The sequence below is a fragment of the Roseobacter sp. FCG-D35 genome, from assembly GCF_033436665.1.
Classification (GTDB): domain Bacteria; phylum Pseudomonadota; class Alphaproteobacteria; order Rhodobacterales; family Rhodobacteraceae; genus JAWQFO01.
Genome location: NZ_JAWQFO010000002.1, coordinates 494734 through 511022 on the forward strand (window position 1 = coordinate 494734; position 16289 = coordinate 511022).

Below are 16289 nucleotides of genomic sequence, written 5' to 3' on the forward strand. Positions count from 1 at the left end.
GAAAGCGGGCTTACTCGAAGGGTTCGCCAGTCAGTTCGGTCTCGATGGTCACGGTGATCTCGTCGCCGACGCCGAAGGTGGTGCCATCGGGCGGCAGGCCGGCGTCGACCCCGAAATCCGAACGGCGGAACATGCCGCTGGCCGAGAACCCCACCCGCGCGTGCGGCTCGAAGGGTTGTCTGCCCCAGCTTTCGTTGAACGTGACCTCGAGCGTCACCGGCGCGGTGGCGCCCTTCAGTCCCAGATCGCCGGTCAACTGCGCCGTCCGGTCGCCGGTGCGCGTGACCGAGGTCGAGCGGAAGGTGATCTCGGGGTGCGCGCCCGCATCGAGCCAGTCGGGGCCGAGCAGCAATTCGCGGAACCCATCGGGCGGTCTCGGCAGGTCGAGCGAGTCGGTGCGGATCGTCACATCGAGTTGCGCCGCTTCGGGCGCGTCCGGGTCCAGTTCCAGCGTGCCCGCGATGTCGTCGAACCCGGCGGTGTAGTTCGAAAACCCGAGGTGGTTGACCGAGAAGAAGACTGTCGTATGCGACGGATCGACGGTGAAGGTCTGCGCCCAGATCTCGCGGTCGATATCCTGCGCCGCAGCGGCACCTGCGACAGGCAGGGCGAGGATCAGCAAGGCGTGGCGCATGGTGGCGGCTCCCGTTTCCTGCACAAGAGCTATCACGGGGCGCGATGCGGGCAAGCGCAACGAGTCGGAAGAAGTGTGCCTGCTGGACGCTGCGTGAATCGCGCGCGAGCGCCCCGGCCGCCCTTTCCAAGGCACCAGACCCGTGATAACCGGGCGCCGACATCAAGACAGGCCCCGGCGAGGGCCGGAAACAGGAGACTGCCCGATGGCCCTCGAACGCACTTTTTCGATCATCAAGCCCGACGCGACGCGCCGCAACCTCACCGGCAAGATCAATGCCAAGCTCGAAGACGCCGGCCTGCGCATCATCGCGCAGAAGCGGATTCACATGAGCAAGGCCCAGGCCGGCGTGTTCTACGCCGTGCACGCCGAGCGCCCGTTCTACGACGAACTGTGCGAATTCATGTCGTCGGCCCCGGTTGTCGTTCAGGTGCTGGAAGGCGAGGACGCCATCACCAAGAACCGCGAAGTGATGGGAGCCACCAACCCCGCCGACGCGGCCCCCGGCACGATTCGCGCCGAGTTCGCCGAATCCGTCGGTGAGAACTCGGTGCATGGCTCGGACGCGCCGGAAACGGCCGCTGTCGAGATCGCCTATTTCTTCTCGGGAACCGAACTGGTCGGCTGACCGGTTCTGAAGTTTCGAAGACCAAGGGCCGGCGCTTCAACGCCGGCCCTTTTGCATTCAGCGCGGCGGGCGCACGCCGATCTCATCGAGCATGCGTTCCAAAGCGTCCTGCGAAGCGTCGAAGGAGGCGGCCTTGATCGCGTCGAAGCGTTCGCGCAGCGCCTTTTTCTCCGCGCCCTTGCAATCGTTCCACGGCCGGCCCTGCAACCCCATGACGAGAACGTAGTAACCTATGAAATGCGGTCGCATGCCGCTTTCGAGAAGCCGGGCATATGCGGCGTCGGCGCCGAGATCGCGCAACTCCTCGGCAGAGGCAATGCCCGCGCGGTCGCAGGCGACCTCATAAGCGGGTCCGAGATTGCGGATCGACGAGACGGGTGTCGGCATGGCGACTGGATACAGCCCGCCGAAAGGTCTGTCACCGTCACAGTTCAGATGCTGGCATAATCCGTGATCAGCGGCATCTCGGGATCCACCTTGCGGGGTTCCGTCTTGGCCACTTGAACGGTTGCCTGGCCTGGCCGCGGATCGCGTTTTTTCTTCTTGTCCTCGGGCATGTGTCCGGTCCTGCTGCTTTATCGCTCGATCTTGCCCCCAGATGAACGTCGCAACCATTTCTGCCGAGAGAATGGCGGCGAGGGGAAAGTTTCAAGGCAGCAGCGCCCCCCGCGAAAGCTCGGTCGGTGAATTCATTAGGACTGGGTGGCGCCGGTTCTCAAAGGAAAAACGCGCCAAAGAGGCGCGATCGCCCGCGACCTGATGCACCCGTATCACGCCGCATCTCCGAGCGGGGCGCAAATTGGGCAAGCACGGAGCCATGCCGCAGTTGCGGTCAGCGCCGCAACACAGGTGTCAGAAATGGATAGAGTTCCCGCATCGCGGGGTCTGTCAGGCGCTTGTAAGGCCCGCCATCGGTCTGGGAACGCGGGCGAGCTTGAGTGCCAAACCTGCATCGCCGGCTTCGCCCGAATGGCTGACAAAGCGTTTCAGCAGCTCGGTGCGGAACTCCAGCTCCGAAGCCTTGTCGGCGATCTGGCGCGCGACGTCGCCGCCGGGATCGATCTGCCGCGTGAACTGGCTGTGACGGCAAAGGTTCAACAGCGGCATGCACAAGTCGGCAAGGATGTTGGTCGCAAGCCGCTCGTTGTGGTCGGTGATCGACTGCTCGAATCCGATGTCGGTCAGAAAGGCGAAATTGATCGCGCCGAGAAATTCCTTGAAGCGGAAGATGGCGTTGCGCGCACCGTCCTGGACGTCGGTCACGAGCACATGCGCTCCGGAGAGAACCAGCCCCGGCAGCTCGACGAGAAATTCCGGGATCGATAGCACGTGCGCGCCCGACGGCGGCAGGCCCTCCACCACGCTCCGGATCGCCTGCGCGATGCGCTCGACGATCACCGTCTCGATGGCGCAGATTTCCGGAAACGAGGTGCGGTTGCGGAAGCTGTGACTGGTGATCTCACAGGCGCGCACTCCGATGCGGCCGTCCCGGATCACCAGGTTGAAGGCCAGGCGGCGCGACGACAGCTTGGCGGCAGGGCTGAGATCCAGGGAATAGTTGTTCATGTGCAAGTACCGGCTCTTCTGGTTTGTGTGAGAACTACATCAACCATTCTTAACGAGGTGTTAACGTTGCGCCCGTATGCGACTGTTAATCAGAAGTTTCTTTCGATCATGATGGCTCTGGCGCGCGACTCCCGTTTGGCATGATGTTGGTGGTACTTGCGCAACTGATGGTTGCCGGGCAAGCATAGGGAAAGAAGCTTAACGAGGCTGGGAGACGGCGTTCGGCCGGACGGGTGGCAGGAGGTGAGACCGTGCAGAAGACTGGCGCTCTAACGATCATCGGGATCGGATCGTCCGCGGGCGGCTTGGAGGCGATCCGCGAACTGGTCTCGACCCTGCCTGCGGATCTGGCGGTGTCCTACGTCATCGTCCAGCACATGTCGCCCCATCACAAGAGCCTGATGACCGAACTGATCGCGCGGCAGACCGAGCTCAAGGTCGAGGATGTCACGGACGGGGTCGTGCCGCAGCCCAACGTCGTCTACATCACCCCGCCCAAGACTGACATCGTCTACGATGACGGCAAGCTGCGGCTGGTCGACTCGTCACCCGAGATCGCGACGCCGCGGCCGTCCGTCGATCGCTTCCTTCTCAGCCTTGCTGACAAGCATGGCGAGAAGTCGATGGCGGTCATCCTGTCGGGCACGGGAACTGACGGCGCCTATGGCGTGCAGGCGATCCGCGAGGCCGGCGGGATCACCATCGCGCAGGACGCAGACAGCGCCAAATACGATGGCATGCCGTCAGCCGCCGTGCAGACCGGGTGCGTCGACCTGATCCTGCGACCGCTCGAGATCGGGCGTCACTTGACGAAGATCCTGTCCGTGCCGCGGGACTTCGGGGATCTGAAGAAGGCTGCGAACGACAAGAACCCGCTGTCCGACCTGCTGCAGATCCTGCTGGCCCGGACCCGCGTCGACTTTCACGACTACAAGCAATCCACGATCAAGCGCCGGATCGAAAGGCGCATGGCGGCGCTGGGGATCGAAAGCCAGGACGAATACACGCAATTCTGTCGCGACAACCCGCATGCGGTCGACGCGCTGTTCAAGGATCTGCTGATCTCTGTCACGCGGTTCTTCCGCGACAAGAGCGAGTTCGACAGGCTGGCCGCGATGCTGCCCGCATTGATCGAAAAGCGCGGAGATGCGCCGCTCAGGGTCTGGATCGCCGGCTGCGCTACGGGAGAAGAAGCCTATTCGGTGGCCATCCTGCTCTGCGAGGCGCTGGGCGGTCCGAAGGTCCAGCTCAAGGATCACGTCCAGATCTTCGCCACCGACATCGACAAGGACGCGCTGGCCGTGGCGCGGCGCGGCGTCTACGGGATGGCCGCGCTCAACAACATCCCCAGGGATCTGTCGGAACGCTATTTCATCCGGCAGAACGACGGCGTGCGGGTCATCGATTCGCTGCGCTCGGCCATCCTGTTCTCGGACCACAACGTCTGCCAAGACCCGCCTTTCCAGAAGATAGACCTGCTGTGCTGCCGCAACCTGCTGATCTACTTCGGCAACGGGTTGCAATACCGCGTGATGAACAGGTTCCACTACGCATTGACGGAAACTGCGCTGCTGTTTCTGGGCACGGCGGAGAGCATCGCCGGCGCGGACGAGCTTTTCATCCAGGACAAGCAATCCTCGCACATCTATCGCAAGCGCTCGATCCGCCGGCAGGAAAGCACGCCCTTCACGCGCGCGCGCACCGAGCCGCGCTCGCGCATCATCAAGCAACGCGAACCGCTCCAGAAGGGGCATTCGACGGAACGGCAGATGTTCGAGGCGCTGGTGCTGGCGCTGGGGCGCAACTCGATCCTCGTGACGGACGAGTATTCCATCGTCCGCGTCTACGGCAACGTCAGTCCGTTCATCGAGATGAACGATCAGAGCAGCCTCAAGATGCACGTCGACCTGCTGAAACGGCCCTACCGCGAAGAAGCGCGCTCCTTGGTCACGCTGGCGCTCAAGAACGGTGAACATCGCAGCGGCGTGCGCCATTCGGTGGGCGACGGCGAAACAGAGATAAGGCTCGACGTCTACCCGATCATCGCGCGCGACATCAACGAGCGTGCCGGCCTGGTGGTTTTCAACGAGCTTCCCGCCGAGAAGGTCCGCAGCAAGCGCGCCGTCGACGACAGCGGCCGCGACGACGCCGAAAGCGATCGCATCCGCATTCTCGAGGACGAGGTCGCCACAACGCGCGAGGTGCTGCAGCAGACCATCGAGCAGCTCGAGACCTCGAACGAGGAGTTGCAGTCGCTCAACGAGGAGCTTCAGTCGACGAACGAGGAATTGCAGGCGACGAACGAGGAGCTGGAAACCTCGAACGAAGAACTGCAATCGACCAACGAGGAACTGATCACGGTCAACGAGGAACTTCAGGTCACCGCCGCCGAGCTGAGCGGGCGCACCGGTGAGCTGCTGTCGGTGCTCGAAACCGCGCCACTGGCGATCATGGTGCTCGATTCCGCGCTGCAGATCGTCCAGGCGACAAACGCGGCGGCAGACTTGTTCGGTCTCTCGCGCCCGATCGCCAACCCGCATATCAGCCAGTGCGTGCTGCCCGAGAACTGCCCGACGCTGGCGCCGATCTGCAGCGAGACCCTGAAACTCGGAGAGGCGATCGAGCGCGAATTCACCTCGCGCGGGGGACGCAGCAAGCTGACCTGCTCGCCCTTCTTCAACATGCGCGGGCAGATGAAAGGCGTCACGCTGGTGATTTCCGAGTTTCCCGGTCTGGCGCTCGAGATGGACGACCTTCTCGCCAATTCCCAGATCCGGATGGTGCGGAGGACTGCCGACGGAACGATCCTGCGCATCAGCGAGAGCGCTGCCGCAGCGTTGGGCACGAGCCGGGATGAGGCGGAGGGTCAGAATTACTTCGAGATCGCCGAAGATGCCGAAGCCGATCAGGCAAAGACCCTCGACCGGAACCTGCTCGAAAGCGGCAAGTCGTTCGCGCAGGACATCCGGTCGGACGCGACTGGCACAAACGGGCAATCGGCGTGGATGAACGATGTGCGCTTCGTGGTTTCCGAGAGCGAGAACGAGTCGCCCACCATCTTCTGCCTGTCACTCGACGTCACCGAGCTCATCGAGAGCAGCGGAGCCCGCGCGGCTGGAGACTAGGGCTCTTTATTCTCCGTCGTCGTCGAGGCGCACGCTCTGGCCGACTGTCGCGTCCTGGCGGGCCGAGAAGCCGACCTCGGGCAAACCGAGCCCGGCTCCGGCAGTGATGACGGCCGCGGCGAGCACGGCGAGCACAAAGGCTTTCATCTGCTATTCTCCCGGAACCTGCCGGCCGTCGCCTTCGGCGGTCCGGTTCTTGACCTTGTCGTACCACAGGCTGTGATGCTCGCGCGCCCAGGCCTCTTCGACCTCGCCCGAGCCCATTGCCTGGAAGGCGCCCTCCATGCCGACGGAGCCGATGTAGATATGTGCGAGGATCACGGCGATCATTACGAAGCCGATGATCGCGTGCCAAAGCTGTGCGTATTGCATCTCTTCCTGCGGCGTCAGCCCGACGGGCAGGGGATCGGCTCCGACGAGCCCGGTCAGACCCCAATCGTTGGCGGTGCGGAAGCTGTGCTCGAACATGTGGAATTCGAACGGGAAAATCAGTGACAGGCCCGAGGCCGAAACCGAAACGCCGAGGATGATCACCGCCCAGAAGATCAGCTTCTGACCCGCGTTGAACTTTTCGGCCGGAGGATGCCCATTGCCGACGATTCCGCCGCCCTTGGCGAACCACTTGAGGTCGATCAGCTTGGGGACGTTGTGGACGACCCAGAGCACGAACACCATGACCAGCGCCAGCATGAAGGCCCAGGAAATGTTGTTGTGGATCCACTTGGAGCCGATGGCGAGGCTTGCAAAGGCCTCCTTGCCGAAGGCGGGGATCAGGAACTGGCGGCCGAAGATCGAGACCAGCCCGGTCACGGCAAGCAGGATGAACGAAGTGGCAAGAAGCCAGTGCGCGAACCGCTCGATGCCGCTGAAGCGCTCGATGCGCCGGCCGGTCTTTTCGCCCTGGATGCGGATGCGCCCGCGTATCAGGAAGAACAGGGCCAGCAGCGCAAGTGTCCCGAGCAGCAGGTAGCCGCCGTATTCGGCCAGCGGCCCGCGCCTGAGTTCGAGCCACCACATGCCGCCGTCCTGTACCAGCACGTTCGTCGCGGGGCCGTTGGCCTGTGTGCTGATCTGTGCCGCGTCGAACCGGATGCCGCGCCAGAGGTCGGCGTCGGAGGCGCCGCCTAGCGTGCCGAGCTGTCCGTCGACCGGAGCGGCGGCGCCGGGGTCGCCGGTCTCGCCGGCGCGGTAGCTGTTGTCGACTTCGAGGCCCTTCTGCCGGCGCATGATGTCCTCGAGCGTCGTCGCGCCGCCCGTCGCCGACCGGTCGACCGGCGTGGTGACGATGTCCTGCGCCGCGCCCGGCGTCGCCGCCAGCGCGGGCAGGATGGCCAGGAACAGGACCGCGATCAGATACCGCATGAATGACCTCTTGCTGTCGGAGCGGGGCCGCCGCGGCCCCGGTTTTGGTTTCAACCTGGCGAGGCCTCAGGCACCCTGAAGCCTCGAACTCTCTGAAATCGGCCCTGTTCGGCGTCATCGGTTTCCGGAACCAGCGACTATTCCCGGCTCCGAGGCCTGGTGACCGAAGCCCGGCCATGCGTTTCCGGACCGTGCAAGGGCAAGCGTGGGGCCGGTACGCGGCCCCGCGCCATTCTCAAAAGGCTCAGCCGCCCTTCTGGTCGTAGGCGGTGCCCCAGCCCCAAGCGCCCGAGCCGAAGCCGCGGGCCACGACGCGCTCGCGGTAGATGCCCGAGACCACATCGCCGTCCCCGGCCAGAAGCGCCTTGGTCGAGCACATCTCGGCGCAGATCGGCAGTTTGCCTTCCGCGATCCGGTTGCGCCCGTACTTCTGGAACTCGGCCTCCGAGTTGTTCTCCTCGGGTCCGCCGGCGCAGAAGGTGCACTTGTCCATCTTGCCGCGGCTGCCGAAGTTGCCGGCCTGCGGGTACTGCGGCGCGCCGAAGGGGCAGGCGTAGAAGCAGTAGCCGCAGCCGATGCAGAGGTCCTTGGAGTGCAGGACCACGCCTTCCTCGCTCTGGTAGAAGCAGTCCACCGGGCAGACCGCCATGCAGGGCGCGTCCGAGCAGTGCATGCAGGCGACCGAGATCGACCGCTCGCCGGGCGAGCCGTCGTTGATCGTCACCACGCGGCGCCGGTTGATCCCCCAGGGCACCTCGTGCTCGTTCTTGCAGGCGGTGACGCAGGCATTGCATTCGATGCAGCGTTCGGCGTCGCAGAGAAACTTCGCTCTTGCCATCTTTCTTCTCCCTTATACCGCCCAGATCTTGCAGAGAGTGGCCTTGGTCTCCTGCATCTGGGTCACGCTGTCATAGCCATAGGTCTGCGCCGTGTTGGACGCCTCGCCCAGCACGTAGGGATCGGCCCCCGCGGGATACTTGCTCCGCAGGTCCTCGCCCTCCATCCAGCCGCCGAAGTGGAAGGGCATGAAGGCGACGCCGCTGGCGACACGCTCGGTCACCATTGCCTTGACCTTCACCTTGCCGCCCTCGGGCCCTTCGACCCAGACCATCGACCCGTCGCGAATGCCAAGGTTGTTGGCATCGCGCGGGTTCACCTCGACGAACATGTCCTGCTGCAACTCGGCGAGCCAGGGGTTCGACCGGGTCTCGTCGCCACCGCCCTCGTATTCCACGAGCCGGCCGGACGTCAGGATGATCGGGTAGTCCGCGCTGAAGTCGTTCTGCTGGATCGAGGCGTACATGGTCGGCACGCGCCAGAACTTCTTGTCCTCGTAGGTCGGGTAGTTTTCCACGAGATCGCGCCGGTTGGTGTAGAGCGGCTCGCGGTGGAGCGGCACCGGGTCCGGGAAGGTCCAGACCACCGCCCGCGCCTTGGCGTTGCCATAGGGCGCACAACCATGCGCGATGGCGACCCGCTGGATGCCGCCCGAAAGGTCGGTCTTCCAGTTCACGCCGCCGACCTTCTCGGCATAATCCGAGGGGCGTTCGCCGGTCTGCGAGGTCTCGCCGACCTCTTCTTCGCCGTTTCCGGCCGTCTCAGGCGCTGCGTAGCCGGCGACACGCTCGATCGCCGCGCGTTCCTCGGCGGTCAGATCGCCGTCCCAGCCGAGATCGATCAGCATCTGCATGGTAAACTCGGGGTATCCGTCCTGGATCTCCGAGCCCACCGGAGCCACGCCCTCGGCCAGCAGGTTGTCGCCGTCGCGTTCGACGCCGAACCGCGCCCGGAACCCCATGCCGCCCTGCGCCACCGGCAGCGAGACGTCATAGAGGTTGGCCGACCCGGGATGGTTCATCTCGGGCGTGCCCCAGCTGGGCCACGGAAGCCCGTAGAAATCCCCGTCGGCGGGACCGCCGATCGCGCGCAGCGTGGTCTTGTCGAAGGTGTGCTGGTTTTCCATGTGCATCTTCAGGCGCTCCGGCGACTGGCCGGTGTAGCCGATGGTCCACATGCCGCGGTTGAACTCGCGGGTGATGTCCTCGATCAGAGGCTCGTCGCCGTTCATCTCGATGTTGCGGAACATCTTGTCCGCGAACCCGAACTTCTGGGCGAACTTGGCCATGATCGTATGGTCGGGCAGGCTCTCGAACAGCGGCTCCACCACCTTCTCGCGCCATTGGAGCGAGCGGTTGGAGGCAGTTACCGAGCCGTAGGTCTCGAACTGCGTCGCCGCCGGCAACAGGTAGACGCCGTCGCTGCGATCCTGCAGCACCGCCGAGACGGTCGGGTAGGGGTCCACAACGACCATCAGATCGAGCTTCTCCATCGCCGTCTTCATTTCCTTCTGGCGGGTCTGCGAGTTGGGCGCATGACCCCAGAGCACCATCGCCCGGGTGTTGTCGGGCTGGTCGATGTTCTCCTTGTCCTCGAGCACGCCGTCGATCCAGCGGCTGACCGGGATGCCGGTCTCGTTCATCATCATCCGGTCGGCGCCATCGGCACCGGCCCCTTCCATGACCGAGAAGCGCGCCTTGAGCCAGTCGAGGTCTTCCTCCCAGACCCGCGCCCAGTGCGCCCAGGATCCGTCGGAAAGCCCGTAGTAGCCGGGCAGGGTGTCGGCTAGAACGCCGAGGTCCGTGGCGCCCTGCACGTTGTCATGGCCGCGGAAGATGTTGGTCCCGCCACCGGCGGTGCCCATGTTGCCGAGCGCGAGCTGCAGGATGCAGTATGCGCGCGTGTTGTTGTTGCCGTTGGTGTGCTGGGTGCCGCCCATGCACCAGATCACGGTGCCCGGACGGTTGTTCGCAAGCTGCATCGCCACGCGCTTGAGCTGGCTGCCCGGCGTGCCAGTGACGTTCTCGACCACCTCGGGCGTCCAGTTGGCGACCTCGGCGCGGATCTCGTCCATGCCCCAGACACGGGTGCGGATGAATTCCTTGTCCTCCCAGCCGTTGTCGAAGATGTGCCACAGGATGCCCCAGACCAGCGCCACGTCGGAGCCCGGCCGGAAGCGCACGTATTCGTCGGCATGGGCCGCGGTGCGGGTGAAGCGTGGGTCGCAGACGATCAGCGGCGCGTTGTTCTGCTCCTTGGCCTTCAGCACGTGCAGCAGAGAGACCGGGTGCGCCTCGGCCGGGTTGCCGCCGATGATGAAGATCGCCTTGGAATTGTGGATGTCGTTGTAGGAGTTGGTCATGGCGCCGTAGCCCCATGTGTTCGCAACGCCCGCAACGGTCGTCGAGTGGCAGATCCGGGCCTGGTGATCGACGTTGTTGGTGCCCCAGTAGGCAGCGAACTTGCGGAAGAGATAGGCCTGTTCGTTGTTGTGCTTGGCCGAACCGAGCCAGTAGACCGAATCCGGCCCGCTTTCCTCGCGGATGGCGAGCATTTTGTCGCCGATCTCCTCGATCGCCTGATCCCAGGAAATGCGGACCCATTCGCCGCCTTCCTTTTTCATCGGGTACTTGAGACGCCGCTCGCCGTGGGCGTGCTCGCGAACCGAGGCTCCCTTGGCGCAATGCGCCCCGAGGTTGAACGGGCTGTCCCAACCCGGTTCCTGGCCGACCCAGACGCCGTCGCGGACCTCGGCAATGACCGTGCAGCCGACCGAGCAGTGGGTGCAGACCGACTTGGCGGTCTGAACGGCGCTTGCCGCGGCGCTTTGCGCGGTCGCCTGCGTCACCGTCCCGCCGGTGGCGGCGATGGCGGTCAACCCGCCGATGGCCAGGCCCGATCCGCGCAGGAAGCTGCGGCGATCCACGCTTTTCTGCGCCACGGCAGACATCAGCGATGTCCGGCCGGCGCGTCTTGCAACCCCGTTGGTCTTTTTCCTCAGCATCTTTCTCTCCCTAGCTGCCCGTGCCGCGCGGCCGGTGGCTCAGTATCTCGTGACCCGCAAGCGGCGGGCGTGGTTCCGTCAGAAGCGGGCGCTGTCGATGTAGGCGCGCGTGTGGGCGGTATCCTGCATCCGGTCGGACGACGGGTCGGCGACCTGCGGTTCGGCGGCCTGCGCGGCCTGTCCGGTGGCGACCGCCGCGACGGCGGCCGGGGCTGCGGTGCCCGCGAGTTTCAGGAAATCGCGCCGGCTCGACTGGCCTTCTGGATTCTTGTTCATGGGATTTCTCCCCTCCCTGTTGTGGCGGGCGTCCCCGCCGGTCTTGCGGAACGCGTCAGTCCGCGGTCAATCTGAATGCTTCCTTCTCGATCTCCATGAAGGCCGCGCCCACCGCGCCGACACCGGCATAAAGCACCGAGCCCTGCGCCGCCTGCAAATCGTCGAAGAAATGCGGCGCCCAGGGGCCGACATGGCGGGCGAAAAAGGTCTTCTGGCGCTCGAGCGTGGCCGGCGCGCCGAAGCGTCCGACGATCATGCCGCCCATCATCTCCATCAGCGAGGCGATGTTGTCCTCGGGCTCAAAGACGTTCTGCGCCCGCGTGATCCCCAGTGCGGCCATGTCCTGGCGCAGCCGCGCCAAGGGTTTCTCGTTCAAGAAACCGGTGAGGTAGTAGCTGGCGAAAGGCAGCAACTCGCCCCGGCCCAGCCCGATGAAAAGCGCGTTGTACTCGCTGCGCACGCCGCGCGGTGTGCTGACCCTGGCCACCCGCGCCAGCCCGCCAATGGCCTGGCCCAGCGGCGAGGTATCGCCCGAAAGCGCCGCGGTCTGGTCGAGCAGGACCTGGTCCGGTGGGCCGGACAGGATCAGCCCGAGATAGTTGTAGAGATCCGCGCGCAGGCGGTCTTCGGAAGAAACCTCGGGTTTCGCAGCCATCGCCGTCATGCCGTTTCCTCCTCGAAGCGGATCCGCATCCGGCGGGGTGCGGGCATCTCATCGGGCGTGTCATCCGCCTCGGATTGCAGGGTTGGCATGGCCGCTGCCTCGGCATCGACGATCACGCTGTCCGCAGCCGCCTCGGCCAAGGTGTCCACGGTCTCCGCCGCGTCCGCGTCCGCGTCTTCGGTCCCGGTTTCGGCCAATGCCTCCGCAACCGGTTTTGCGACCGCTTCCAGATGGGCCAGCATGCCGCGCCCGACCTGATAGCCGGTCCTGAGCGGCGGCTGGTTGAACGATCCCGCAAGGTAATCGTCGTCGTAGTCATTCAGCCCGTCGACGCAGGCCAGCACCGGGTTGCTGGTCCAGAGCTTGCGCAGCGCGCGGCGCTGGATGTGACGCGGCACGGCCTTGACGAGAAACGCCTTGAAATCGTCGCCGGCCTTCAACGTGTCCGGATCCGGCAGGTCCAGTTCGGCAAGCACTTCAGCGTCCGGACGCTCGGCCAGTTCAGCCTCGCGCAGCGCGGCCTCGCGGTCGGCCGCCAGCGTGCGCTCGGTGGCCGCCTCGGCCTCGACGGCGGCTTTGCGGCGCGCCCAGAACCCCCGATCGGCCTTCATTGCGCGTCTCCCGGCACGCGCCGCGACGGCGCGCGGTAGACATCCGTGACCTGCGCGATGCGCGCGTCGCCGATGCCGTCCTGTACCCGGTCGGTGCGCGCCTTGTTGCGCCGGCGTTTGATGAATTCCTCTTCCTCGTGATGCGCGTCCACGAAGGCGCCGACCCAGGCCAGGACAGCGGGCGGCATCGGCACCTTCTCGACGATCTCCTCGCCGCTGTCGCAGTAATCCTGCGCCTCGTAAGGCGACACCGTGACCGCGGCTACTTCGAGAGGCGTGTCCTTGCCGCGCGGGGTCTCGCGCAGCACGACGTAGACCGACGGCGCGCGCGCCTGAAGCTCGTGCACGTAGGCTTCGGTGTCCGAGGTATAGAGCGTCAGGGGCAGGGTTGCCGCATGGTACTCGGTCACGTCGCCCTCGCGGCGCATTTCCTTCCAGCTTGCGTCGGGCGCGCCCGGAAGCACGGCGACCGCCTTCCAGATCCACTTGGCCCAGCGGGTCACGCCCGGCGACCGTCGAAGCACGACGCCGAGGCGCACGGTCTGCGCGTTGGGGTATGTGACGTTCAATCTTCCTCCCGCGGCGCTTGTCTGGCTCTCTCCGATGGCTCGATACGCGCCCGCTGAAATGATTTTTGCCCCAAGTCTGCAGAAACTCAACGAAAAATTTCGCCCGTCCTTGCCAAGTTACCGGGGCGCCGGCGCCTTTCGCGGTCTCTTGTTCAAGGCTAAGTGGCGACAAGGCCTTGGATTTTGCAATCCTGTACCTGCCGCGCGGAAAGGTTGTCGCAGGGTGCCGCGCAGATCGCGGTTTACGCCGCCGACAAATCCTGACTAGCTGTGCGCGCGAACCCGGCCGGCCAGCGCGCCGGTGCCGGGTCGAAGGTGGGAGGATCATGGCCAGCAAGCTTTACCTTTGTGACTGTCTCGGTAGCCAGACCATCGCGCCCGACCTGCTGTCGAAGACGACCGGGCGCGAGTGTTCGCGGGTGCATACCTGCCTGTGCACCGACGAGATCGGCACGCTGGCCAAGGCGCTCGAGGCGGGTCCGGTCGGCGTCGCCTGCGCGCAGGAGGCGACGCGCTTTGCCGAGCTGGCCGAGGATCTTGGCGTGGCCGCGCCCGAGGTCGTGGACATTCGTGACCGCGCCGGTTGGTCGGACGAGGGCGAGGACGCCGGGCCGAAGATGGCGGCACTGGTGGCTGAGGCAGGGATCGCCCTGCCGCAGCCGCGCGGATTCGATGTCGAGTCGGAAGGGACCTGTCTGGTCATGGGCCCGCCCGAGGTTGCGCTTGCCGCCGCGCGCACGCTGTCGGCACACCTTGCCGTCACCGTGCTGCTGGCGGAGGTCGATGACGCGGAAGCTTCGGACGATTTCGACATTCTTGTCGGCCGCGTCCGGCGCGCGAGCGGTTCCTTGGGCGGATTCGCGGTCGTCCTCGACGGCCTGCGTCAGCAAATCCCCGGGGGACGCGGCGCGCCGCGATTCGAGCCGCCGCGCGACGGCGCACAGTCGGACTGCGATATCATCGTCGACCTGACGGGCGCCCAACCGCTGTTTCCCGCGCACAAGAAGCGCGACGGCTACCTGCGCGCCGATCCGGGCCGCGCGGCGGCGGTGGCCGAGGCGGTGCTGGAAGCCTCGCATCTCACCGGGACCTTCGAGAAAACCCTCTACGTGCGCATGGAGCCGGCGCTCTGCGCCCACTCGCGCGCCGGGCAGCCGGCCTGTTCGAACTGTCTCGACCTTTGCCCGACCGGCGCGATCAGCCCGGCGGGCGAGCATGTCAGCGTCGATCCTGCGATCTGCGCCGGCTGCGGTGCCTGCTCGGCGGTCTGCCCCTCGGGCGCGATCTCCTACGATGCGCCGCCCGTCGAGACGACGTTCCAGCGCCTGCGCGTGCTGGCCGAAACCTATCGCGCGGCGGGTGGCACGGCCCCACGCCTGCTGGTCCACGATGCCACGCATGGCGCCGAGATGATCCGGCTTGCCGCGCGCCACGGGCGCGGGTTGCCGGCGGACGTTATCCCGCTCGAGGTCGCGGCACTTTCGGGCTTCGGCCACGCCGAGATGCTTGCCGCGCTGGCCTGCGGGTTTTCGGAGGTGCGCGTGCTCCTGTCGCCAGAGACCGAGCGCGACGCGCTCGATCCCCAGACTGCGCTGGCTTCGGCTTTGGCCGGGAGGGGGCAGATTGCGCTGCTCGACGTCGCCGATCCGGACGCGATGAGTGCGGCACTCTACGAGGACCGGCCCGAGGCGATGCCGGTGGTTCCGGTGCTGCCCATGGGCAGCCGCCGCCAGGTCGCGCGGCTGTCCGCCCGCGCGCTGAACCCTGAAGCCGAGGTGATCGACCTGCCGGAAAACGCGCCATATGGTGCGGTTCTGGTCGACACCGACGCCTGCACGCTTTGTCTGTCCTGCGTGTCGCTCTGCCCGTCCGGTGCGCTCGGCGACAACCCCGACATGCCGCAGTTGCGGTTCCAGGAGGATGCCTGCCTGCAATGCGGTCTCTGCGCCAACATCTGTCCCGAGGATGCCATCACGCTTCAGCCGCGCATGGATCTGACCGACGCGGCACTGACCCAACGTGTGCTGCACGAAGAGGAACCCTTCGCCTGCGTCGAATGCGGTGCGCTCTTCGGGGTGCGCTCGACGGTCGAGCGGATCACCCAGAAGCTCGCCGGCAAGCATGCCATGTTCGCCAACTCGGAGGCCGCGCGCATGATCCAGATGTGCGACGATTGCCGGGTGCGCGCGCAGATGCACGCTCAGAACAACCCGCTCTCGGGCGGCGAGCGCCCGCGCGTGCGCACAACCGACGATTACTACGGCAAGCGCAGGGATCACTGAGATTGAATCGGGGCTCCGAGGTCCGCAGGCGGGATCGTCGCGACATAGGCGAGGATCGCCTCGATATCGTCGACGCTGATCCGCATTGGCGCGATGGGCGGCGGGCGCATCGGGTCGAAGGGCGCGGTGATCTCGTCGACCTGAGTGAAGCTCTGATGCGGGTTGAGCGCGTAGAAGCTGGCGAACTTCACTTCCCATTCCGCCAAGGTCCGCAACACGGCGAAGGACGGGGTCGATCCCATGCCCTTCATGCGGTTGCGCTCGTTGATCACGTGACAGCGCCCGCAATGTGTCAGCGAGATCGTCTCGCCTTCGGCGGGATCGCCGTCGTAGGCCAGCTCGGCTTTCTTCGCGCGGGCCACGGGCACCGGGCCGAACGGCGCCGCACCGTCGCGCTGGAAGGAGGCGACCGTATTCTGCCCGATTTCCGACAGAAGCCAGTCGGAGAATTCCGTTTCGGCCGGCGTGTCGATGCCGTCGAGGTGCCACGTCGCCTCCGGTCCGGCGAAAACCGGCGTGCCGGTATCGCCGAGGGTGGCGTCCGCATCCTCGCCCGGGCCTGTCAGCGTGACCCGGATGCCGTGCTTGAGCGAAAAGCGCGGCAGAAGATAGTTCAGGAGCCCGGTCTCGACGATCTCTTGTGGGGCGGACAGGCGAAAGCTATTGTCCTGCGCCAGACCGGCGAGGGGCCAGAGCAGCCCGAGAAGCAGAACCGCCGGTTTCATGCTCAA

At 65.6% G+C, this 16289-nt stretch carries 16 protein-coding genes; 3 read left to right on the top strand and 13 right to left on the bottom strand.

Going from position 1 to position 16289, the window contains the following annotated elements; all coding sequences use genetic code 11:
* Positions 1–10: 10 nt before the first annotated feature.
* A complete protein-coding gene (locus R5H30_RS06535; protein ID WP_318327281.1) occupies positions 11–634 on the bottom strand; it encodes a YceI family protein in 624 nt (207 codons plus the stop codon).
* A gap of 205 nt (positions 635–839) precedes the next feature.
* On the opposite strand from R5H30_RS06535, the gene ndk reads away from it, so the two are divergent.
* Positions 840–1262: a nucleoside-diphosphate kinase gene (ndk, locus tag R5H30_RS06540; RefSeq protein WP_318327283.1), complete on the top strand. Its 423-nt coding sequence runs from the start codon at positions 840–842 to the stop codon at positions 1260–1262.
* 57 nt (positions 1263–1319) lie between these two features.
* Here the strand turns inward: ndk and R5H30_RS06545 are convergent, their stop codons facing one another.
* From R5H30_RS06545 to R5H30_RS06555, 3 genes are all read right to left on the bottom strand, one after another.
* Positions 1320–1649 carry a TfoX/Sxy family DNA transformation protein gene (locus tag R5H30_RS06545; RefSeq protein WP_318327284.1) on the bottom strand — a complete coding sequence of 110 codons (330 nt, stop codon included), beginning with the start codon at positions 1647–1649 and terminating at the stop codon, positions 1320–1322.
* A gap of 44 nt (positions 1650–1693) precedes the next feature.
* Positions 1694–1819, bottom strand: a complete 126-nt coding sequence (locus tag R5H30_RS06550) for a hypothetical protein (RefSeq protein WP_318327285.1) — start codon at positions 1817–1819, stop codon at positions 1694–1696.
* Positions 1820–2150: 331 nt separating this feature from the next.
* Positions 2151–2828: a hypothetical protein gene (locus R5H30_RS06555; RefSeq protein WP_318327286.1), complete on the bottom strand. Its 678-nt coding sequence runs from the start codon at positions 2826–2828 to the stop codon at positions 2151–2153.
* Positions 2829–3079: 251 nt separating this feature from the next.
* Here R5H30_RS06555 and R5H30_RS06560 point away from each other — a divergent pair, with 251 nt between their 5' ends.
* Complete coding sequence (locus tag R5H30_RS06560) at positions 3080–5953, top strand: chemotaxis protein CheB (protein WP_318327287.1); 2874 nt, start codon at positions 3080–3082, stop codon at positions 5951–5953.
* 6 nt (positions 5954–5959) lie between these two features.
* Here R5H30_RS06560 and R5H30_RS06565 read toward each other — a convergent pair whose 3' ends face one another.
* From R5H30_RS06565 to R5H30_RS06600, 8 genes are all read right to left on the bottom strand, one after another.
* Positions 5960–6100 carry a hypothetical protein gene (locus R5H30_RS06565; RefSeq protein WP_318327288.1) on the bottom strand — a complete coding sequence of 47 codons (141 nt, stop codon included), beginning with the start codon at positions 6098–6100 and terminating at the stop codon, positions 5960–5962.
* A 3-nt stretch (positions 6101–6103) separates the two neighbouring features.
* Positions 6104–7315, bottom strand: coding sequence for a formate dehydrogenase subunit gamma (locus R5H30_RS06570; protein ID WP_318327289.1), 1212 nt, complete (start codon positions 7313–7315; stop codon positions 6104–6106).
* A gap of 244 nt (positions 7316–7559) precedes the next feature.
* Entirely contained in the window at positions 7560–8153 is a 594-nt protein-coding gene (gene fdh3B, locus R5H30_RS06575; protein WP_318327291.1) for a formate dehydrogenase FDH3 subunit beta, read from the bottom strand.
* Between the two features lie 12 nt (positions 8154–8165).
* Positions 8166–11156 carry a formate dehydrogenase subunit alpha gene (locus R5H30_RS06580; protein WP_318327292.1) on the bottom strand — a complete coding sequence of 997 codons (2991 nt, stop codon included), beginning with the start codon at positions 11154–11156 and terminating at the stop codon, positions 8166–8168.
* A 78-nt stretch (positions 11157–11234) separates the two neighbouring features.
* Positions 11235–11432: a twin-arginine translocation signal domain-containing protein gene (locus R5H30_RS06585; RefSeq protein ID WP_318327293.1), complete on the bottom strand. Its 198-nt coding sequence runs from the start codon at positions 11430–11432 to the stop codon at positions 11235–11237.
* Between the two features lie 55 nt (positions 11433–11487).
* A complete protein-coding gene (locus R5H30_RS06590; protein ID WP_318327294.1) occupies positions 11488–12096 on the bottom strand; it encodes a TorD/DmsD family molecular chaperone in 609 nt (202 codons plus the stop codon).
* The gene (locus R5H30_RS06595; RefSeq protein ID WP_318327295.1) at positions 12093–12707 is read right to left on the bottom strand and encodes a DUF3306 domain-containing protein; all 615 of its coding nucleotides are present in this window, start codon (positions 12705–12707) and stop codon (positions 12093–12095) included. The genes R5H30_RS06590 and R5H30_RS06595 overlap by 4 nt, the downstream gene beginning before the upstream one ends.
* Positions 12704–13276, bottom strand: coding sequence for a DUF3305 domain-containing protein (locus R5H30_RS06600; protein ID WP_318327297.1), 573 nt, complete (start codon positions 13274–13276; stop codon positions 12704–12706). Before R5H30_RS06600 ends, R5H30_RS06595 begins: the two co-directional genes overlap by 4 nt.
* Positions 13277–13602: 326 nt before the next feature.
* Here R5H30_RS06600 and R5H30_RS06605 point away from each other — a divergent pair, with 326 nt between their 5' ends.
* Entirely contained in the window at positions 13603–15558 is a 1956-nt protein-coding gene (locus R5H30_RS06605) for a 4Fe-4S binding protein (protein ID WP_318327298.1), read from the top strand.
* On the opposite strand, the gene R5H30_RS06610 is transcribed toward R5H30_RS06605, so the two are convergent.
* On the bottom strand, positions 15552–16283 hold the full coding sequence (locus tag R5H30_RS06610; protein WP_318327299.1) for a c-type cytochrome: 732 nt from the start codon (positions 16281–16283) through the stop codon (positions 15552–15554). The genes R5H30_RS06605 and R5H30_RS06610 overlap by 7 nt on opposite strands.
* Positions 16284–16289: the final 6 nt, after the last annotated feature.